The following is a 22589-nucleotide window of genomic DNA, read 5'->3' on the forward strand; positions in this document are numbered from 1 at the left end:
CTTACACGTTGTCAACGCCGAACGCGAGTCAAAGTCTTTTGAGGTAAGGGTTTTAGGCTTATTCAGCAAGCCCTATTGTAGCTCCTTGCGTTGCCCGCCCATCTCTCGATCGCCCGCCGGTGTCCTGCCTGACATCAAACAGTTTTAAGGATTAACCAGACTCAAATTCCATCAACCCTTAACTCGCGCTAGTGATCGAGCACAGAGGGTGCCGTTTCGGCTCTGCCATCATCAGGGGGTAGCTAACCCGGATTTGGTATAATCTACCAGAGAAATTGTGCCTATTCGTAATCGCTATTCGCACCTTACAGAAGATAAATTGTGCAGAATTGCAGAATTACCGATCGACTAAAAACACAATTCCTAATTCCCCACTTTCATCGCATTTCAGCAACTCTCACAGTCTCTGTAGGTGGCATAATTGCCTCTTTAGCATTCAACTTTTGATTCAACTCGCGAATCCGGCGCGACAGCAAGCGAATAATATTCACAGCAATTCCCGGCGTTTCATCAATCGCATCATATAGCTGCATTTGAGTCAGCATCAAACACTCGGATTGTTCGAGAGTAGAAATAGAAGCCGATCGAGGTTCTGCATCAAACAGCGACATTTCCCCAAAACAAGCCCCCGCTTTCAACTGTGCCAAATCCCGATCGCCTATATGCACCCGCACCGTTCCCGATACCAAAATATAAAGAGACCGACCTTCTTGTCCTTCCGTAAAAATCCTGTGCTTGGAAGGAAATGAAAGTTCATCCATTACCGATGCTAGACGCACGAGAAAATCATCCCGCAGTTCCTTAAAAATCGGAACCTCCCTCACAAACAATAGGCGTTCGACGCTGGTTAACATAATGAGATGCAGTGATTAATTTAAACTTAAAAAGGGGAAGAAGAAGGGGAATAAAAACGGTTGACTGTTAACTGTTGACTGACAATAACAACTGCCAACTGACAACTAACTAATGTTACCTTTTTCCCCCAGCACCCAACTCTGCCATCATCTCTTCAACTTGAGCGGATACCAAATTATCGGGGTCATTTTGCAGCCTGGGCAACAATTCGACCAAAGCCCGCGGCGAGGCTATTTTCAAATAGGCTAACACTGCTTCGCGGACAAAACCCGTCGGGTGCTGCAGACAGACAAGAGTTTGTTGAGCCGTAAGGCTCCAGCGCGCTTCCCTCGCCAAGTGAAAGCAGCACGCCAAAGCCCAATCGGAAAGGAAGTGGCGCAATTCTAGCAAGCGGCGCAAGCGATCGCTAGGGGCTAGAGGTTTGTAAACCATCAATTCCGAGAGGTTGCTCAATTTTTCTCTTTCCGAATTCTGATCCAACAAATTGATCAGCGATCGCTTCCTAGCTATATCCACAGTATTGTCGAGAATTTCCAATCCCCTAGCAAGCAAAGAAGGTTGGCCAGAAGCGATGTTGAAAGCAGCCGCTTGTACTGTGTCCAGCGGATAAAGAAACTTCATCAGCAAAAAACACCGCTCCTTAGCATCAGCTTCCAACCCCGCCAGAGCCCGCTGCAACAATTGAGCCGTATCGTCCCCATGTGCCCCAGTGCTGTTAGCACCCCCCGACAAATTGCCGTAGGTTGTTACCCCAGACAAATCTACCAGACCTGCATAAATTTGACCGATAAACATTAACTCCTGTTCGATGAGAGTTTCCAAGCCACTGCGGCCGATGCGGTCTAGAACCCCTTCTATCCCCGCTTCCGAAGGCATTTTCAACAGGATGCGAAGGATGTTGCGCCTGGTCGTGCCCCAAGCCGTCATCAAATTGCTGACCAAAATGTCGATCGCCTCCGCAGTCCCAATTTGACCCAGAGCCGTCCAAGCTTGCAACCTGACCAAATCCGACTTGTGGATATCCTCAGCCAAATACACGAGCAAAGGAATGGCATCGTTGTGAAGTTTGACTATAGCCTGCAAAGCCGCTTCCCTAGTCGATTTGTAACCGAGTCCGCGCAGCAGCGAAGGATAATATTCTTCCGAATGAGTAGACGAAATCACATCTAACAGAGCGCAGCGCACTCGCAGAGATTCATCTTGCAACAGATTGGGGATGTACAGCCGCAGTCCTTGCAAATAATCAGCCTCTCCCAGAGCCCGCGTCCCCATAACACGTTCCCGCTCTTGTTTGTGCGTCAGCATTTGGCGCAGCGTGTTAGTAGCCTCTGCCTTTTGCAGGCGATCGCCCCTTCTCATAATTAAAGCAGCCGCCGTACCCCGCACCACCGGATCGACCGTCGGCTGCAAGTAAGGCCGCAAGCTCTCAATATTCGGTTCAGCTTCCGTCAGCCAGATGTAGCGCAAAGCCAAGGCCAGCACCTCCGGCGGCAAGGATTGCTGCGAAAGTGCGCGGACAGCTTCTAAATATGCGGGATTCGGGTGTTGCAGCATCGTTTCCAAGCTCTGGCGCTGCAAACCAGGGGACAGCGAATCGAGGAGGGGAGCCAGAACTTCTCCGACATTTTTCGGGTCAATTTGCGTCAGGAGTTCTATGCAAGAGCGCTTTTCATCTTCGCCCCCCGGCTTTTGTAGAGTTTCCACCACTGCGCGCTTGAGAGCTTTGAGGTCAACGTCTGTGACGCCCAAGCGCCCCCGCTCCGCACTTTTGACCAACAAACCCACGTATTGAGAGCGGATCAACCATACGACAAACACCCACAACAGTGCCAATATGACGATCACGCCAATAAATATCAAGCTTTGCTGGTCGTGAAATACCTCTTCATCTTGCTGGGGGAGTATCGTGCCTGTCACCCACAGCATAATCAGGATGCCGACTCCTGTAACTCCGGTGGACAAAGGTTCGCCCACACCGTTGACCAAAGTTTGAATGCCCGATCGAATATTGTCGGGAATCGGTTGGAATAAAACCGGACTAACGGTTTCCAAAAGCGTGTAGTGCAGCAGTTCGTCTAAAAATCTCAGCAATATCAGCCCGATGAACACAGATACTAGCTGGCCCAGGGATGCTCCTATGGTTAGTACCCCGAGTATCGCGATGCCCGCCGGCAAAATCATCGCCGTCACGAATACACCGATTCTTTCCACCAACCTGCTCGAAGCGAACCACTGAGTCGCCACTTGAAACAGGCCTTGTATGCCTTCATAAATGCCCAGGAAGCTAGCGATCCAGCTAGCTCCGTCCCCAGGGTTTTGGTATTCTAACTGGCTGTAGAATTGGAAATCTACCAGCACGTAGACGACTTCTGCGAGGATGAAGAAACTGACTAGAGGTACGGCGTATTTTTGGAGTGGGCCTGTAACTTTGCGGGCGGTAAATTCTTCTTGGTCGTCGTCTTCATCATCATCCGTCCAGTGAGCCGTTTCCGGGAATGCTTGGCTGTATTTTTCCGTGAGGTAGTACAGCAACACCGAGCCGATCGCCACCATCAACCCCGATATGAGGGTAACGTTTTTGAGTCCGACTACGTATAGCAAAACAGGCAGAGAAAATCCGCTGACTACTCCAGCTACTAGATAGCCACTGCTGACTAGCGGATAGGTGCGCTTGATTTCTCTAATGTTAAAGAGTTGGTTGGAAGTGATAGAAGTATTGAGGTCGTTAAGGACATAGCAAGCTTCTACCCACAGCCACATCAAAAAAATAGTAATAAAAGCGATGCTGACGCCAGCTATCTTAGTATTTTCGTAGCCGATGCCAAATCGAAACAAAAATAAGGGTACCGACATCATTCCCAGAACCACTACGACGGTGCGCCTTAGCGGCAGGATTTTTTGCAACCACGAGTAGACAAATCCCAAGCCAGAACCGATAAACGCACTGGCTATGTAAATCCAGGGCATTTTATCTGCACCAAATTCATCTAGAAAAAGACCTACTGTGCTGAGTTCCAGCCAGATCAGCCCGACGGAGGTTAGAGTGTAGACGAGGAACATCAGTACGGTTCGCTCTACTTCTTCCGATCGCAGGTTAAGCGATCGCAGCACTCCGTGTCTTACTCCCGCCGAACCGCTGATTTGAAAATTTTCCATGCAGCGTTGATTTCCCTGTGTGGTAGCTTATTCCTGACTAACTTCGGAAGTCATCAGCTATCAGTCACCAGTTTATGACTGATGACTGCTGACTAATGACTATCTATTTATACTTTTTTCGGCGACAGCAGCATCATCATACTGCGTCCTTCTTTTTTCGGGGCTTGCTGCACTTCTGCGATTTCCTGCAAATCTGTGGCCATGCGCTTAAGCAAGTCCTCTGCTAGGTTGCTGTGTTGGATTTCCCGACCTCTGAACATGATCGTGGCTTTTACTTTGTCCCCAGATTTGATAAAGCGGTCTGCTAGTTTGAGGCGCACTTGGTAGTCGTGTTCTTCAATTTTGTAGCGCATCTTCACTTCTTTAACATCGGCAGTGTGCTGCTTCCGCTTTGCTTCTCGCGCTTTCTTTTCCTGCTCAAATTTGTACTTCCCATAGTCCATTACCCGGCATACGGGCGGGTCAGCTTTGTCGCTGACAAGTACGAGATCCAGTTCTTTTTCTTCTGCGAGGCGCAGCGCTTCTGCAGGCGTCAATATCCCTAGTTGCGCGCCGTCGGTATCGATTACCCGGATTTTGGGGTATCGAATATTTTCGTTGATCTGGGGTAGGTTGCGATTTTGTCTTCTTTCAATCACAGGCATGAATGGTTTTACAAGCAGTAGTTTAATAGCGAAGCTTCTTGATAGTTACAGGTTTGATCGGTCAATTTTTCACGATTGACGATCGAACTGTTTTATAAGGTGTTACCCTTACCGGACGTACTACCGCGCCCTGTCTCCCCTCCGCTAAAGCCTTGGGGAATATTTGGACGATCGTAAATGAATTCTTACAATACTTGCTATTCTACTCAGTCTGGCTGAGTTTCTGCCTAGTTTTATTTTAACTTCACACACGATCGCCCGCCCCCTTGCCCGATTGATGACAAAACCGTCAAAAATTCAGGGTAAAAGCTTAAGGATGAGGTACAACCGCTTTTCTTACCCCATCTCCCCCGGTCTGGCAAGTCCCCCAAGTCGCCTGATTTGCCTTGTAGAATAGGTATAAGCAAGTGTAAATTTATGTTGCGAGCTGAGGCAAAATTGACAAATTCTCTGCTGTGGCACCAACGGGTGGGAACTCAACGAGACTGGATGTGGCGGGGTTGGCAAACTCGCTACACTTATTTGCGGCCGGTTTTGGGGCGAAATCAAGACGCGCTCGAATCTCAAGATTCTGCGGCCGAGGCAATTGCCCCGCGCGCATCGGGAACGCCGATTATTTTACTGCACGGGTTTGGAGCTTCGATCGGTCACTGGCGACAAAATCTCGCCCAACTCGCCGAAAACCAAACCGTTTACGCTTTGGATTTGTTGGGGTTTGGCGCTTCCCAAAAAGCTCCGGTCAACTACTCTGTGTCTTTGTGGGTCGCTCAAGTTTATGATTTTTGGGTGAATTTTATCAGAGAGCCGGTAGTCTTGGCAGGAAACTCGATCGGCTCGCTGATTTGTCTGGCCGTGGCTGCAGCTCACCCGGACATGGTGGCGGGCACAGTGATGATTAGCCTCCCAGACCCCTCTGTGCGAGCCGAGGCGGTGCCCGGATGGCTGCTTCCGGCGATCGAAGCGGTTGAAAGTTTGTTTGTTTCTCCGATCTTACTCAGGCCTTTATTTTATTTTGCCCGCAAGCCTTCCTTTGTCCGTCGCTGGGTTGGCTTTGCCTACTCCAATCCCGAAGCTGTTACCGACGAATTAGTGGAAATTCTAGCAGGGCCAGCAGGTGATCGGGGAGCCGCCCGCGCCTTCTGCGCTTTATTTAAAGCTGTAGGTAGTTCACAATTCAGCCCCGGTGTCAAGACGGTGATGCGAAATTTAACAATCCCGATGCTGTTAATTTGGGGCAAACAAGACCGGATGATTCCCCCTCGGTTCGCCCGACCCCACCAATATGTCGAATGCAATCCCAATTATGTAGAGCTAGTTGAATTAGACAATGCGGGCCACTGTCCCCAGGATGAATGTCCGGAACAAGTAAATCAAGCAATTTTGAGCTGGATGAGCCGGAATTTTGCACCTACGGGCAAGAGCAAATTGCAGCGCTGTTGATTAGACACAGGGCCGTGCGTTGCTAAGGGAAAAAAATAACTTGCGGGTATCTATCCGGCTCAAAAAAAAGTTGCTAGAACTCGATCGCACCCGGCGGTATGGTCCGGCGGTATGGTATAGCACAAGGAAGAAGGAAGAAGGGCAGGGTAAAAAGAAGGAAGAAGCAATCGACCGCTTATGTTTCAGCAATTAAGAACGTCCTAACCGTCAAAGCGGTTGCTATATTACAAAAATTCCCTTTGTTGAGAGTCAGTCGATTTGAAGTTAGAGATTGACTCCACAGCCGCTATCTGGAGGCTTAAACTAACCTAAACTAAACAACTTTTTTACTGTGGGCGACTCTTGCAGGAAAGTAAGTCTCCGTATTTCTGTGATGTCATGTATCTACTTTTATGGAAGGCCCCTTTTTTGAGAAAATCAGAGATTGACACAATCACCAAGATAGTGTATCTTCTCTAACTGGTAGTACACATCCAAGTTATGCAGTTAGTCGAAAGGCAAGCCATTAAACCAAATCATAGGTTTTACCCAGAAGCCGATCGATTGTCTTTGCTGTCCAACAAACTTTACAACTGCGATAACTATATCTACGGTCAAAACTTTTTATCAGGTCAACCAACCAATGCTCTGGCTGTAGATCGTGCACTCAAAAAGAGTCTAAATGACAAAGCATTGCCCGCCCAAGTAACACACAAAACTCTCCCGTTACTGCTGAAAACATGGACTAGCTATTATACTGTCTAATTGGCGGGCGCGATCACGATCGCCCCACTAAGTTTCAAGCAGCACCGAAAATCCCTGATTAAAAAATTCAGAAAAAAAGAGAGCAGGGGCGATATGTAGTTGTATTTAACTGTCAATGTGTTAGCAAAAAAGCTTTTCCCAAAGAATATGTCAGTTTGTCTGGGAGTAACATTTGGCGGCCTTGAAAAGTTACCTAAATCTTGAAAATCCGGATTGTTCGCGAGGTAAGTTGTTAAGTTATTGAGGTAGTTTAGGAAAAGTTAGAACAAAACGCAAGTGTAAAGCGGATTATAACCATTGCCGTAACGAGCTTCGCCAACATTAAAGAGCTATGAAACCCCTCCCTGGAAGAACGGTAAAATTATACCTTCTAACTTGTACCTTCTAGCTTTAAGAAACACCTTGTTTCTTGCTCCTAAAAATAAATACCTTCCCTTGTGCCAACAATCTTTCAGTCTGCTTATAACCGATCGCCCCCAAGTATACGGGAAAGTTCAAAAATGCCGGGATCTGGCATTTTGGAGCCTGTTAACGCATAAAAAAGTCAATTTAGCCAACAACTGACGGCCCCCGTGCCCCCGGTCTGCTGGCGGCTAACTGCTGAAAGCCGATCGGGCAAGCAGCGCCCTTCCAGCTTTTGGCAGTAACGCAAACGAGGAAAAAACTGTCGTGAAATTCCACTGGCTACTACCGAGTTTCTTAAGTGTATTTTTGCTCGCCGGAGCCGCCGAAGCAGCTAGACTGCAATCTTGGCGGTTTGATGCTTCAGAGAACCGGCTTTACATTACAACAGAGGGGGGAGTACAACCCAAGGCTCAACTAATTTTCAACCCGATGCGGTTGGTAATCGACTTGCCGGGGACGAGTCTGGGTCGTCCCTCGGTCAGCAAACCGCTCTCAGGGGCGATCGAATCGGTGCGAGTAGGGCAGTTTGACAACGATACGACCAGAATTGTGGTCGAGATCAGAGACGGGTTTACTATAGACCCTCAGCAAGTAAAATTCCGGGGTATTTCTCCGAGCGAGTGGACAGTGGATTTACCAACGCCGATGCGGGGAGAAACTCAAAATCCGATTTCAGAGCCTGGGGGAGAAAGGTTATCGGTTGAATCTTCAGCACCCCAAGCCCAGTCTGCCGAGGCGACTGTAGTTCAGAACGTTCAGGTGACGGCGGACGGTTTTTTAGTCCGCACTGCGGGCGGCCGCCCCCAAATTAATTTTGAACAAAGTCGCGCCGGGGACATCGCCACCCTCGATATTGAAGGAGCTAGTTTAGATCCGGGCCTAAGCAGCCAACAGCCTCAAACGAACGGCAAGCACGGGGTTGACAAGATTGAAGTCCGGCAACTGCCAACAGACCCGCCCGTTACCCGCGTGACTTTGCGGATGAAGAATTCTAATACTCAGTGGCGGGCGTCTGTGAGCAATTTGGGCGGGGTGGTGCTATTGCCTGGAAGTGTAGTACGACAGCCCTCGGTTCCCCGCCGCCTGACTGTAGACCCTCCGGCTAGACAAGCTCAAGGAAATTTAGCGAGAGTTCAGTCAATTGATTTAGCCAGTAACGGCACGCAACTGGTGGTGAGAACGGACCGCCAAGTCTCCTATACCAGCGGGTGGGACCAGGGGTCGAGAGCTTACTGGATCAGGATCGCCTCTGGTGTCCTGACGGGGGAAATTCCTCAGCTCGATGCCAACAGTCCTGTATCGTTTACAGCCAGCCAAGAAGACTCGGAGACTGTGGTGATTTGGGTGCAGCCGCGATCGGGGGTAGAGGTAGGCAGGGTGACGAGGCCGAGTCCGCAGTTGCTGTCTTTGCAGTTGCGCTCTAATGCTAGCGCGCAGCAACCTTTGACTCGCCCTCCCAATTTGTCGCCTTTGCCGAGAAGGACTTTCGGAAGCGACGATTTGCCCCAAGTTTCTAACCGCCGCGCCGTAGTAGCGATCGATCCTGGTCACGGTGGTCGCGATCCGGGGGCAGTCGGGATTCAGGGCATTCAGGAGAAGGAGATTGTTTTGGATATCTCGTTTCAGGTGGCGAGGCTGCTGGAACAGCAGGGGGTGCAGGCGGTGATGACTCGGACTGACGACAGCGAAATCGACCTGGACCCCAGAGTTTCTTTGGCGGAACGGGTGAATGCTACTTTGTTTGTCAGCATTCACGCTAATGCAATTAATATGAGCCGGCCGGATATCAGTGGGATTGAGACTTATTATTTCAATAACGGCCAAGATTTGGCGAGGGTGATTCACGCCAGTATTTTGGAGGGCACGGGGGCGACTGACCGCCGGGTGCGGCAGGCGAGATTTTATGTTTTGAGAAAGACTTCTATGCCTTCTGTTTTGCTGGAGGTGGGTTTTGTCACGGGTGCTGAGGATGCTGCTAGGCTTTCAGATCCAGCTTACCGCAGTCAAATGGCGGCTTCGATCGCTCGCGGCATTTTGTTTTATCTTCAACAAAGATAATGGGCAGTGGGCAGTTGACTGTTGACTGTTGACTGTTGATTGTTGATTAATGTTATTGGTTATTGGTTATTTGTTATTAGCCACAGCAAACGATTAACAAATGACAACTGCCAACTGACAAATGACAACTGCCAACTGCCAACAGATAACTGCCAACAGATAACTAACTATTAACAAATGACAACAGACTCTGGACAACAAAGAATCGGTATTTTTGACAGCGGCGTGGGCGGTTTGACTGTTTTGACTCAGTTGTACCGACAATTGCCCAACGAATCGATACTTTATTTTGGAGATACGGCGAGGCTGCCTTACGGCACTCGCACGCCGTCGGAAATTGTGGAGTTTGTCCGCGAAATTATGGCCTGGTTGGTGGAACAGGATGTGAAAATGGTGATTATGGCCTGCAACACCAGTTCTGCTTTGGCGATGGAGATGGTGCAGGCTGAATTTGATATCCCGGTGCTGGGAGTAATTCTGCCGGGGGCGCAGGCGGCGGTGCAGCAAGGCAAGCGGATCGGGGTCATAGCCACTCCTGCTACGGCTGCTAGCAATGCTTATCGAAATGCGATTTTGGAGATGGACGATTCTTGCCTGGTGTGGCAGGTTAGCTGTCCGGCTTTTGTGCCACTGGTGGAGCAAAACCGGATTCAGGACCCTTATACTTGTGAGGTGGCTCGGGAATATTTGGCTCCTTTGATTCAGCAGCGCATCGATACGCTGATTTACGGCTGCACTCATTATCCGCTGTTGGCTCCTGTGCTTCGCTCGCTTTTGCCTGCTGGGGTGACATTGATCGATCCTGCGGTACGGGTGGTGGCTGCAGCAGCCAGAGAATTGGAGCTTTTGGGGTTGCGAAATCCTGGTACTGCGCTACCGACTCGTTTTTGCGTGAGCGGCCCCCCGCAGCAGTTTGCCCAGTTGTCGGTGCAGTGGCTCGGTTGTACTCCTGCTGTTGAGAAAATATCCCTGCCGACAGTTGTACGATCGCCCGTATCGCTGGAATCGGGCGAATAAACTGGAAAATTTATCCGTTAATCTAACCCCCCAAAACTCAGGTAAAGCTGGCTCTGGGGGGTTTAATTATTGCGATGTAACCTAGCAATTACACATCAATAGGTAATATTATTGAACAAAAGCTTTGATGAACAATGCAAATAATGTCCTATACGTGCTGGAGCTCTTCAGCCTTGAACCATGTCACCCTATGTATCACAAGCAGTTTTACTTGTAGACGGCTATAACATAATTGGACTTTGGCCTCGACTCCGAGAGAAGCGCGATCGCGACGAACTCGAAACAGCTCGCCGCGAGTTAATAGAGGTTTTAGTTAACTACAGCGCTGTTCAAGATTTTGAGGCTCGGCTGGTGTTTGACGCGCACTATCGAGATACTCCCGGCGTTAAAGAAATTATTACTAAAAATTTATCGGTGCACTACACTGACTTCGGTCAGACAGCAGATACCTATATTGAAAAATCTTGTGCTAGTTTGCGCTACGAGTTGCGATCGGTCAAAGGTAAAGGCCGCATGATTGTCGCCACCTCAGACCGAGCGCAACAATTGACCGTAGTCGGCTACGGTGCCGAATGGATGTCCGCCGAACAACTAGCGGCTGACGTAGAATCCACCGCGCGCCGCAGCGAGCGCCGGCACAAATCCCGCAAACACAACTCCAGTCGCTTTCTCGCCAGTTCCCTCGATCCAGAATCCCAGCAGCGCCTCGCCAAGTTGAGAATGGGGCTGCATTAGCTGCTGAAACCCGCTCGCTGTCTGATAAAAAAAAAGTTTGTCAAAGGCCTTGCCAAATCGAGTAAGTTCAGCTATTGTTAGTAAATGTGGGTAACAAAAACCCCCAATCCTCGGTAGCTCAGTGGCAGAGCGGTCGGCTGTAATGAATGCAAGCCTTTGGCATCAACCAAAAGCCCTAGTGACATAGCAGCTCTATCCGGTAACGGATACTGAAAAATCGGGTGAATTCAAGGAAACCGCAGCACTTCGGGTGGCGGCAATCTTGAGCCAAGTCTGGCGAAAGGCAGCGGTTGCGATCGCAAGTACCCAGGAAGGTGCAGAGACTAGAGATGAGGAGCCTAACCAATAAATCTCATAGCGCCCGACATCCGACGACAGATCACAAACATGATTTGTAGGGATGATGAAATAGTCCGCGCCCTTCGGAAACGTTGGGATAAGTGTAACCGATTGGTCGTAGGTTCAAATCCTACCCGGGGAGTTAGTAAAAGTCTGAAGTTGGAATTTTCCAGCTTCAGACTTTTTGTTTTTTAAGATTTGAGATGGTTTGGGGTCAAGCTTTCTGGTAGCGCCTTAATTCGCATCCCTGTGAGTGTGAATTAACTCACCTTCCATGGGTATGGAAATATTCAACTTAGACAACTCCGGGTTTAATATCGCCTTGACAATACCAGAACTCACCATCACCTCCAAACAACCAAGGGCTTGATGCATAGCTACACGAGCGTGTTGCACAGAAAAACGCTCTCCAAACACCAGTACCAACTGCCGATAAATTTGTTCAATGTACTGAGTGCGGCTCAAAATGTCAATCAGCAAACCATATAAACCTGTAACAGGCAAGCGCTGACCGTTCTTCACATAACACTTGATCTTGCTAATTTGACCAGCATCATAAACAGCTACAAACTCGACTTCCGCATCCAATAAATCTAACTGAAACACATTGTATGCCGAAAGTAGCCACGGAACCTCCTGCTGCGAGAAGCGTTGCATCACCTGTTTCATAGAACCCAAATCAAATCCAGCAATCACAGCTTGACCCAAAATATCATTCGTGAATCCGCCTTGAGCCAACCACTGAAAAGCTTTTTCCGGGCTTAAATTCAACCCTGAATCCCGCGCGATTTCCCTAGAATGCTCTTGTAAATCAGTGAATTGACCGTTAGCAGCGTACCAGTAATCGGCGAAGCGAATATGCTGTTGCACTCGGCGTCGTTGATTCCCATCGTATTGAGTTTTCAGCCAGTTAGCCTCGTGCTTCTGCTGCTCTAGTTCCAAAATTGTGTAAGCCACTTCACGGGCACCTGTGTGAGCTAAAGTCATGCCAGCAGCTAAAATTGGATCAGCAAAACCGGCCGCTTCTCCGACCAAAAACCAGTTTTCTCCTACTGTTCTATCAGCCAAAAATGACCAATCTTTTGTAGTTTCAATCTTTCCGGTACTGGTAGCATTAGCGATTAACTTGCTGATGCGGGGTTCGCTGTTGAGGGCTTCGGAATATATCTCCTCTGGCCGCTGTTTCATTTGCTTATAATGTTCTGCAGGGCAAATGAAACCGATGCTGGTGCGAGTGGGGCTCAAGGGAATAAACCAAATCCACCCGTGACTCAAACTCATCACCTGTACGCGCGTGCCACCAACGCCAATTTCATCGGCCCATTCAGCGTTTGTCCAGTAGTCCCAGATAGCGATATTTTGCAACCGCGTCGGGCAGTGTGTTTCAATTCCTAAAACTCGCCGCACCACGCCAATGTGGCCGGAGGCGTCGATGTAGTAGCGGGCGGTTATTTGTTCTTGCCGCAGATGCAGGGCGGTAATGCGATCGCCCTCTGTATCTACTTTAACAACGGGCGTTTCTTCTCTTACTAAGCATCCCATTTCTTCCGCGTGACGCAGCAAAATTTCATCATATTTTGCTCGATCGACTTGGAAAGCAGTTTGCCGTCTCTGTCCCTCAAATTTAGCAGGACGCTGCTCATCTTTAAACTGTTCAGGCTTGATAAAATTAAAATCCCAAGGATGCGGATCTGTTCCCCAGCGATAGGTAGCACCAATTTTAATTGGGAAGTCTGCTGCTTCTACTTTGTCCCAACATCCCATTTCTTGAAGCACATCACTAATTTGAGGCAATTGACTTTCCCCAACGTGATCGCGAGGGAATTTTTCTTTCTCTAGGATTAGCACGCTCAGATTGGGATTGTATTTCTTGAGCAGAGTGCCAGCAGTGCTCCCAGCGGGGCCGCCGCCGACAATAACAACGTCGTAATGGCTCATATCAAATAGGGATAGTAGATGCTAATTTTGGGCATTGACGAGATAAATGTCTAACTATTCAGCCTCGCTCATTCGGAGGCTGAATAGTTATTTACAACAGGTTTTATCTGAGATTTTGCACCATTGTCAAGAACAGGCAAGATGCCTGTTTCACAACAAATAAATTCTCTTGTGGAACGGGCCGGAGATCCCGTTCCTAAAAGGCTTATTCACATTGGTGCAATATCTCAGTTTTATCCTACTGCCCGTTTCTGATCTTCAGGTATGTGAGAACTCTGGGAAATATCCAAATTCTCAGTCCAAGTATGAGCAATATCCAAATTCTCAGTCCAAGTATGAGCAATATCCAAATTCTCAGTCCAAGTATGAGCAATATCCAGATTCTCAGTCCAAGTGTGAATCATTGTCGGTTCTAGCTCATTGATTACAGTTGAAGAATTGCTGTTAACTTCTGACATGATGAGTCTCCTTACTAAGTAATAAATTTTGTCTGATTCTAAGATTGGTCTGGTTCTAAGAGTTGAAAATTTTACATCGGGTAAGCTACGCAGCTTTTAAAGGTTGCAAAATCGGGCGGGGTTTGGCAAAAGGTTGCTCAAAGCTATGCGTTTTTGCATAAACCAGAAGCTCAGCCGTCAGTTCTGTGAAAACTTCAAACAAGTTCTCAACTATCTTAAAAGCCTCTTGGCGGGTTTCCTCTGAGAGTGGTATGTTTTTAATCAATTTATCCACTTCCAGGGTTCCTGTAGTATGACCTGTTTCCACTGCTAAATGAAAACAGCCAAAATAAAGCAACTCCTTTTGGGTAATTGTTCGTAATTCTTGAGCAATAGGTGCCGCCGTTGAGAAGAACACATTACCGGTTGCTTCTATCACTTCCAAGATGGCTAACTTAGTAATAGGACTAGCCCCAAAAGCTGCTCGAAAAATTTGATGTGATACCCAACGTGCTCCCTTTGTTTCTTCCTTCCATAGAAAATTCAAAGCATCACTGAAATTCACAGATATGTCAATACCCAGTGTTTCCAAATCTTGTAAAAACCACAACCAGTGATGATCATCTTCATAAGTATGATTGTTGACTATTACCTGAAGTGGATCGTTGGTTGGTTCTTCTCGGAACACATACTTGTTAAATTCACCAAAACTCATCACGAAAGGAGAAACACAGGGAGCAAAAGCAAGGCGTTGTCTGGGGTCTATACTTGTGTCTCGCATAAACTCAAATAGCCCAGATTTAGCAAATTCTTGCTTCTTCTTTTCAATCAATGCTAGGACTTCTTCCATGGGGATGCACCTAATGATGAAAAGATGCTAGCAAGTTCATCACTCTGTACTTGTGATCTAAATCATGCTTATTTGTAATGCACGTCATATTAAATTCTGATCTCGATCGCCTCAACCTGCGTTTTCAAGACCCAGGCGTCCTATTCGTTACTTGGTTACAAGGCTCAAAGATTTAGCTAAACCTTAAATTTATAAGGATTTGTCTGTCATGTGTGCGATCGGCATCACAGAATTTGTTACAATATGGCAATCAACTCGGTGAGGTGTCAGACCGTACATGATTAAGTCGGAATTCAAACCAGATGTTTGGCTGTCCAGGCACTTTCAAAGTTTAGGCATCTCGCTATCTAAAAAATTCCTGAGTAATTACTGAAATTTTAAAGTATCCCAAATTACCACAATTACAAAAAATACTTAAGTAGCGTCCGCCCCCGCTCCGATCGACATCAAGCGCGATATTAACCCAACACTTAGTCAGAGAATAAAAGCCATGAATGCACTTCCCGGTTACAAATTCACAGAAGTTGTTCAACTTGGTGTGAAGTCCATCATTTATCGCGCAGTCAGGGAATCCGATCGATCGTCGGCGATCGTTAAAACACTCAATACCGAGTATCCCACAATAGAAGAAATTACCCGCTTGAGACATGAATACAAAATTAGCTCGAATCTCAAGCTTGAAGGGATTGTCAAACCCCATAGCTTAGAAAAATATAAAAACAGTTTCGCCCTGATCTTAGAAGATTGCGGCGGTCAATCTCTCAGACACCATCTCGCGGGTAAAAATATTAAAATTCAGAAGTTTTTGCCGCTGGCTATTCAAGTGGCTCAAACTCTCGGAGAAGTGCATCAAAACCAGATTATTCATAAAGATATAAAACCATCAAATATTATCATTACACCCGATTTTGAACAAGTAAAAATCACCGACTTTAGCATGGCAACGCGCCTATCTAGAGAAGTCCACCAAAATATCAATACCACCGTGCTAGAAGGCACTCTCGCCTATATATCCCCCGAGCAAACTGGTCGGATGAACCGAGACCTCGACTACCGAACTGACTTGTACTCTCTAGGCATCACGTTTTATGAAATGCTGACCGGAGAGTTACCCTTTAATTCAACCGACCCCTTAGAATTAATTCACAGCCACATTGCGGTGACGCCAGCTCCTCCCAATCAGTTAAAAAAGGAAGTCCCCCTGGTAGTTTCATCTATTGTCATGAAACTATTAGCTAAAAATGCCGAAGACCGATATCAAAGTGCCTTTGGAGTAAAAGCAGACCTGGAAAATTGTCTAACCCAGCTACAAACTACTGACAAAATAGAAAATTTCGTTCCAGGGACACTTGACAAATCAGGTCAATTTTTGATTCCCCAAAAACTCTACGGCCGCACCCAAGAAGTCGCTGATTTGATAGCATCATTCGAGCGAGTCAGCTTTGGGAAAACAGAGATGTTGTTGGTGAGCGGTTACTCAGGCATCGGTAAAACCTCAGTTGTCAGTGAAATCCACAAACCAATTGTCAGGCAGCGGGGTTATTTTATTGCTGGTAAATTTGATCAGTTTAAGCGAGATATTCCTTATGCTGCAATAACTCAAGCCTTTGAATCATTAATGCAGCAGTTATTAACAAAAAGCTCAGAAGATTTGGCAATTTGGAAAGAAAAGCTTTTGTCAAGGCTGGGTAATAACGGTGAAATTATTATGGAGGTTGTCCCTTCTGTCGAACTAATAATTGGTTCGCAGCCTGCTGTTACCCCATTGGAACCGACAGAATCTCAAAATCGCTTTCATCGATTGTTCAAAGAATTCATGAGTGTGTTTGCCCAAGCTGAACACCCATTAGTTCTCTTTTTGGATGATTTGCAGTGGGCAGATTTAGCTTCCTTAAAATTGATTCAGGAATTAGTTAGTGACCAGAATAGCCGATATTTTTTACTAATAGGAGCATATCGAGATAACGAAGTAAATTCGACTCATCCGTTAGTTCAAACTGTCGAAAAAATTCAACATACTTGTGCGGCTGTGCATCACATTATTCTCCCATGTTTAGATTTAAGCAGCGTCACTGAGCTAGTAGGGGATACTTTGGGTAATCCAACGAAAAACTTAAATTCTTTGACAGAGTTAATTTTTAATAAAACTGGCGGCAATCCATTTTTTATAACTCAACTTCTTTCAACTATTCACTCAGAACAACTGTTAGTTTTTGATTTCACGGTTGGTGGATGGCAGTGGGATATAACGGAAATTGAAGCCGCTGGCATTGCAGATTACAGTGTCGTTGAATTAGTTGCTCGGAATCTTCAACAACTACCCGAGCAGACGCAGCAAGTGTTAAAATTAGCGGCTTGTATGGGCAACCATTTTAATTTAGACAATTTGGCAATTGTTAGGGAAAAATCCGGCTCGGAAACGGCGGCAGATTTATGGGATGCGCTTCAAGCTGGTTTAATTTTGCCAATGAGCGATGCTTACAAAATTCCGATGCTTGATGAGGAAATCGTGAAAACACACCGGACGGGCGGGACGCCCATCCCACAAAACAATCAAAATCATCCCGCAATTATGCACTGCTCAATTGATTACAGGTTTTTGCACGATCGCATACAGCAAGCCGCCTATTCTCTCATCCCTGACTCGCAGAAAAAACAAACTCACTTAAAAATCGGCTCCCTCCTACTGAATTCAACCCCGCCATCGGAAATAGCAGACAATATCTTTGATATTGTCAACCAACTCAATATCGGGGTTGAATTCCTCACAACTCAAGAAAAGCGAGATGAACTAGCTAAATTTAATCTTATAGCGGGTAAAAAAGCTAAGAGTTCTGCCGCCTATGAAGCAGCGCTAAAATATTTTAATGTAGGTCTAGAACTTCTACTCGATGTCGCTTGGCAGAGTCACTATGATTTAATCATGGAACTCCATACCCAAGCGCTGGAATCGTCCTATATAAATACCGATTTTGAGCGAGCGTTTCAGCTATCAGAGGTTATTATATTCCGCGCCCAAAATTTACTAGAAAAAGTCAAAGTTTATGAGCTAAAAGTTGTTTTCTACTTTAATCAAAATCAATTCCAAGCTTCGATAGATATAGCTCTCGAAGCTTTGAAACTGTTGGGAGTCTATCTCCCTCAAAAACCCACTAAATTAAATATTTTTATGGGGCTAATACAGACAAAATTAGCTGTGGGAAACAAACGGATTGAGGATTTAGCCCAGTTGCCACCAATGACTGACCTTCATAAAATTGCGGCTATACGGATTTTAACGAATATGTGTCCGGCTGCTTCTGTAACAGCACCCGATATGTTCCCACTGATCTCCTTTAAAATAGTTATTCTTTCTCTTAAGTACGGGAATGCGCCGCTGTCTAGTCAGGGGTATGGAAGTTACGGGCTGATTCACTGTGCAGTATTAGGTGATATGGATTCTGGATACCGATACGGTCAACTAGCTCAGGCACTTTTAGAACGATTCCACACCAACTTGCACAACTCTCAAATCTCGCTACTTTTTAATGGTTTTATCCGTCACTGGTCTGAACAGGTCAGGGAAAGTCTTATCGGTTTACTTGAGGGTATTCAGAGTGGACTAGAAACGGGAGATGTCAACAATGCTTGTTATTGTGCTACTTTTTACAGCAATTATATATTTTTGAGCGGCGAACCTCTGGATTCTGTGGAGACTAAGCAGGAGCAATATATTCAAATGCTGCTGAATTATCAGAATGAAATTATGATTTATAAAGCCCGACTTGGGGCGCAAGTTGTCTTAAATTTGCAAGGTAAAACAACCAATCCTCGTCTGTTAGTTGGCGAAAAGTTTAATGAACAAACTATGCTGCCAGCTTTAAAGGAGAGTCAAAATAATCTCGTAGTATTTGTAGTTTACTTGTATAAATCCTGGCTACATTATCTATTTAAAGATTATGCTCAATCTGCTGAAAATGCCGTGACAGCATCAAATTATTCTGAGGGTGCGATGTCCACGATGTATGTTCCCATTCACAACTTTTACTATTGTCTAGCACTCTTAGCTTTGCATCCCACAGCTTCAACAAGTGAACAGAAACAAGATATAAAAAAAGTTGCTTCGCTTCAGAAAAAAATGAAGCATTGGGCTTTTCACTGTCCGGGAAATTATCAGCACAAATATGACTTAGTAGAGGCTGAGAAAGCGCGAGTATTGGGACAATATGAAAAAGCGGCTCAGTATTACGATCGAGCGGTGAAAGGAGCCTCGGAGAATGAATACATCCACGAAGAAGCGCTAGCAAACGAACGGGCGGCAGAATTTTATCGAGCTAACGGTCGAAACAAAGTGGCTGAGAGTTATCTGATAGATGCTTACTACGGCTATATTCATTGGGGAGCAACCGCCAAGGTCAAATATTTGGAATTAGAATATCCGATGTCTTTACCCCCTGCATCGGCGGCAAAACCCAGCGCCGATAGAACTATTACTAGCACTAATTCTAGCACGAACAGCAGTCACAGCACTTTATTGGATTTGACAACTGTTTTGAAAGGATCTCAAGCGCTAGCTAGTGAAATTGTGTTGGACAAGTTGCTAGAAAAGTTAATGAAAATGGCGATCGAGAATGCCGGAGCACAAAAAGGTTTTCTGTTGATGCCCAAGGAAGGAAAATTGCTGATTCAAGCAGCGGCATCGGTGGAGTCTTCGGATGTTGCAGTTGAGCAATGTCCGACAGTGGCTCCAGCGGAGGTTTTGCCAATAACGGTGATTAATTATGTTGAAAGGACGCACTCTGATGTGGTTTTAAGTCAGGCGGCTAGGGAAGGTCTATTTACAGATGACCCCTATATTAAAAGACGGCAAGTGAAATCTGCGCTTTGTACTCCCATTCTGAATCAAAGCAAACTCGTAGGCATTCTTTATCTGGAAAATAATTTAACTTTTGAAGCGTTTTCTCCAACTAGACTGGAGGTGTTAAAAATGCTTTCTTCCCAAGCGGCTATCTCTCTGGAGAATGCCGTACTTGTTGCTAATTTGTCTGCAGCAAAGGAACAGTTGGAGGATTATTCGCAGACGCTGGAGGTGAGAGTAGAAGAGCGCACGCAGGAATTAAAGACTAAAGAAACGAAGCTGCAAGAAGCTCAAAAACTGGCGCACTTGGGTAACTGGGAATTTGATTTGGAGGGGGATAAATTAACTTGGTCTGAGGAAGTATTCCGAATTTTTGCTCTTGACCCTGAACTACCAGAACCTACTCTTTTAGAACACAGGAAGCAAATTCATCCAGATGACCTACAGTTGTGGTTAGAGCGACTAGAGGAGATTGGTCAGTTAGGAAATCCTTGCGAGTATGAGATGAGAATTTTGCGCCCTGATGGAGCTGTCAGATATATTTATGCTAAGGCGCAAGCTATTTTGGATGGCGGTAAGGTGATTAAATTATTTGGGACTGTCCAGGACATTACGGATCGCAAGTTAGCCGAGGATGCTTTGCGACAGTCGGAGGGGCAGTTGAGAGAAAAAGCGTCACAGTTAGAAATTACTTTGTCCGAATTACGCTCGACGCAGACTCAACTAATTCAAACTGAAAAAATGTCTTCTTTGGGGCAGTTGGTGGCGGGTGTTGCTCACGAAATTAATAATCCGATTAATTTTATCTACGGCAATGTCCTCCACGCTAGCGAATATAGCTCGGATTTGCTGGGATTGATTGAGCTTTACCAGGAGTCTTACCCGAATCCTACTCCTGAGATTGTTGCTACAACAGAAGATATTGAGCTCGCTTTTATTCAAGAAGATTTACCCAAAATCCTGCAATCTATGCAGGTTGGGGTCGATCGCGTTCGCAATATTGTGCTGTCGCTGCGGAATTTTTCAAGGCTTGATGAAGCTGAGATGAAACCAGTTGATATTTATTCTGGGATTGAATCTACTCTGTTAATCTTGCAGCACAGGTTGAAAAAGAATGGAGACGGATCGGGAATTCAGGTGATTAAAGACTACGGTGAACTACCGAAGGTAAATTGTTATGCTTCTGGGTTAAATCAGGTGTTTATGAATGTTTTGAGCAATGCAATTGATGCAGTAGAGTTAGGAGTTGGGCGACCGGAGACAACAGCCAAACTAGAAAATCCTTTATCTCCCATCTTTGAGCGAAAGATTGAGATTCGGACTGAGGTATGCGACAAAAACTTGGTGAGAATTTATATTGCTGATAATGGCCCGGGGATGACGGAGGAAGTACGATCGCGAATATTTGACCCTTTCTTTACTACAAAAGCTGTGGGCAAAGGTACCGGTTTAGGGTTGAGTATCAGTTATCAGATTGTAGTAGAGAAACACGGGGGGAAGCTAATGTGCTTTTCCGCGCCCGGTGAGGGGGCTGAGTTTGTGATTGAAATTCCCGTGAAGCAGTGAACTTTTTTTAAGTTTGTATATAAGTTTTTGAAACCGCCAATCAACGCCGATGAACGCAGATAAAATTCTATCTGCGTTCATCTGTGTTTATCTGCTGATATCTGCGGTTCCCAATTATCAATCTAAATATTAAACATCGCGTTCGGTCCGCACCCATTTGGTTTGCCGCTTCAGGAGAAAACCCAGATACAAAGGGATTTTCCAAAGGATATAAAAAGGTACGGATAAAAGAGTTGAGCCAGAAATGTCGGCACGCCCGAATTTTGCCCAAGCGCCGACAATTGAAACTAAAATCAGCAGTCCTTGTACTGCTAAAAAGACGGCGGGAATTGGGGATGTTCCAAAGGTTGCTGCTAGTAAAGAGGCGGCAAAAGCAGCTACCCAGATAGCGACTAAAAGCGATAGGGGAGGGACGGATAAGTCGAGGGCGATCGCCAATAAGTCAAAACGTTTTTGCTCGACTGAAGCTGCTGTCAGCCGGGGAGTTTGAGTTAACAATGTCTGTATGTGACCGTGTTCCCATCTGGTTCTTTGACTTTTAGCTGCTTGCTGCTGCTGTGGCAAACACCCGGTGACTTTGGCTTCGGGGCAGAATACGGTTGGATGTCCGGCGATCGCCAAATCCAAACTCATCTGCATATCTTCAACAATATTGCTGCTGGCTAGGGAAACCGATCGAATTATCGACCAGGGAAAAGCCATGCCAGTACCTGTTAGTAATGATGGGAATCCTAACTGTTTTAATCCGCTGGGACGGACTAAATTTTTCACGAGAAATGCTAAGGCAGAAATTGAATCTTTGGGGGTAGGATTGGGTGGCTGTTCCATTAAATAAGTCGCTTGTACCGGTCTTTGTTCGGCAATTGCCACCCGGGCTAATTTCTCTACGGCGTCTGGCTGACAAATGCAGTCTGCGTCAACCATGATAACTACTTCGGGGGGGTCTGATTCGATCGACTGCAAGCCAAAATCCAGTGCGTATCCTTTGCCCTTGCGTTGTGTGTCTTGGCGCTCGATCGCACTTGCACCGCACTTACGGGCGATTTCTGCCGTGGCGTCCGTGCAGTTGTCAGCAATCACTAACAGGCGGTCTTGAGGTGTTAGCTGCGGCAATATGGTGGAGATGGTGGCGGCAATTCCTGCTGCTTCGTTGTAAGCGGGAATTAAAACTGCTACTTTGGGGCGGGGCGCTTTAGTTTCCGGTGTGGGGTCGAAGCCGGAGAAGAAAGCTGCACTGCATTCTAGAAATAGAACTGCAACGGGAATGAGAAGGATCAGGGCGATCGCCAATAGCACAACATCAATAAATAGGGATGCTAGCTGATTTATTTCCACAATTCTAGTACCTTAATTTAATTTAATTTGCTGCGGGCATTGAGTTCATTTAATCTAATTCCACCTTTGTTAACTCACGACGCCACGCTATCTAAAGTATCATTATATCATGCCCGCAAAAAATCACCATTTTCACATTTGTAGTGACGACTTAAGTCCAATGGCACTGAAAAAGTGAGCAAAAAAAAATCTGTAAGGCAAGATATACATAGATAATTGCCTTACAAACCAAA

At 46.2% G+C, this 22589-nt stretch carries 13 protein-coding genes; 6 read left to right on the top strand and 7 right to left on the bottom strand.

Going from position 1 to position 22589, the window contains the following annotated elements:
- Positions 1-377 precede the first annotated feature (377 nt).
- From QUA70_RS24680 to infC, 3 genes are all read right to left on the bottom strand, one after another.
- Positions 378-854: a Crp/Fnr family transcriptional regulator gene (locus QUA70_RS24680; RefSeq protein WP_006635260.1), complete on the bottom strand. Its 477-nt coding sequence runs from the start codon at positions 852-854 to the stop codon at positions 378-380.
- Positions 855-969: 115 nt separating this feature from the next.
- A complete protein-coding gene (locus QUA70_RS24685; protein WP_333350491.1) occupies positions 970-4011 on the bottom strand; it encodes a HEAT repeat domain-containing protein in 3042 nt (1013 codons plus the stop codon).
- 107 nt (positions 4012-4118) lie between these two features.
- Positions 4119-4655, bottom strand: a complete 537-nt coding sequence (infC, locus tag QUA70_RS24690) for a translation initiation factor IF-3 (protein ID WP_006635262.1) — start codon at positions 4653-4655, stop codon at positions 4119-4121.
- A gap of 417 nt (positions 4656-5072) precedes the next feature.
- Between infC and QUA70_RS24695 the strand changes: the two genes are divergently transcribed.
- The 5 genes from QUA70_RS24695 (at position 5073) to QUA70_RS24715 (ending at position 11054) form a co-directional block, all read left to right on the top strand.
- Positions 5073-6095 carry an alpha/beta fold hydrolase gene (locus QUA70_RS24695; RefSeq protein ID WP_333350493.1) on the top strand — a complete coding sequence of 341 codons (1023 nt, stop codon included), beginning with the start codon at positions 5073-5075 and terminating at the stop codon, positions 6093-6095.
- A 480-nt stretch (positions 6096-6575) separates the two neighbouring features.
- Positions 6576-6839 (top strand): hypothetical protein, encoded by a 264-nt coding sequence (locus tag QUA70_RS24700; protein WP_333333087.1) that lies wholly within the window; start codon positions 6576-6578, stop codon positions 6837-6839.
- Positions 6840-7508: 669 nt separating this feature from the next.
- Positions 7509-9302: an N-acetylmuramoyl-L-alanine amidase gene (locus tag QUA70_RS24705; protein WP_333333085.1), complete on the top strand. Its 1794-nt coding sequence runs from the start codon at positions 7509-7511 to the stop codon at positions 9300-9302.
- A 177-nt stretch (positions 9303-9479) separates the two neighbouring features.
- A complete protein-coding gene (gene murI / locus QUA70_RS24710) occupies positions 9480-10319 on the top strand; it encodes a glutamate racemase (RefSeq protein ID WP_333350495.1) in 840 nt (279 codons plus the stop codon).
- Positions 10320-10499: 180 nt separating this feature from the next.
- Positions 10500-11054 (top strand): NYN domain-containing protein, encoded by a 555-nt coding sequence (locus QUA70_RS24715; protein ID WP_333333081.1) that lies wholly within the window; start codon positions 10500-10502, stop codon positions 11052-11054.
- A 573-nt stretch (positions 11055-11627) separates the two neighbouring features.
- Here the strand turns inward: QUA70_RS24715 and QUA70_RS24720 are convergent.
- The 3 genes from QUA70_RS24720 to QUA70_RS24730 form a co-directional block, all read right to left on the bottom strand.
- Positions 11628-13331 carry an NAD(P)/FAD-dependent oxidoreductase gene (locus QUA70_RS24720; RefSeq protein WP_333350496.1) on the bottom strand — a complete coding sequence of 568 codons (1704 nt, stop codon included), beginning with the start codon at positions 13329-13331 and terminating at the stop codon, positions 11628-11630.
- Positions 13332-13564: 233 nt separating this feature from the next.
- Complete coding sequence (locus tag QUA70_RS24725) at positions 13565-13789, bottom strand: hypothetical protein (protein ID WP_333333077.1); 225 nt, start codon at positions 13787-13789, stop codon at positions 13565-13567.
- 85 nt (positions 13790-13874) lie between these two features.
- Positions 13875-14618, bottom strand: a complete 744-nt coding sequence (locus tag QUA70_RS24730) for a hypothetical protein (RefSeq protein ID WP_333333075.1) — start codon at positions 14616-14618, stop codon at positions 13875-13877.
- A gap of 490 nt (positions 14619-15108) precedes the next feature.
- Between QUA70_RS24730 and QUA70_RS24735 the strand changes: the two genes are divergently transcribed.
- A complete protein-coding gene (locus QUA70_RS24735) occupies positions 15109-21021 on the top strand; it encodes an AAA family ATPase (protein WP_333333073.1) in 5913 nt (1970 codons plus the stop codon).
- A 129-nt stretch (positions 21022-21150) separates the two neighbouring features.
- On the opposite strand, the gene QUA70_RS24740 is transcribed toward QUA70_RS24735, so the two are convergent.
- Positions 21151-22356 (bottom strand): glycosyltransferase family 2 protein, encoded by a 1206-nt coding sequence (locus QUA70_RS24740; RefSeq protein WP_333333071.1) that lies wholly within the window; start codon positions 22354-22356, stop codon positions 21151-21153.
- Positions 22357-22589: the final 233 nt, after the last annotated feature.

The sequence above is a fragment of the Microcoleus sp. LAD1_D5 genome, assembly GCF_036702115.1.
Classification (GTDB): Bacteria; Cyanobacteriota; Cyanobacteriia; order Cyanobacteriales; family Microcoleaceae; genus Microcoleus.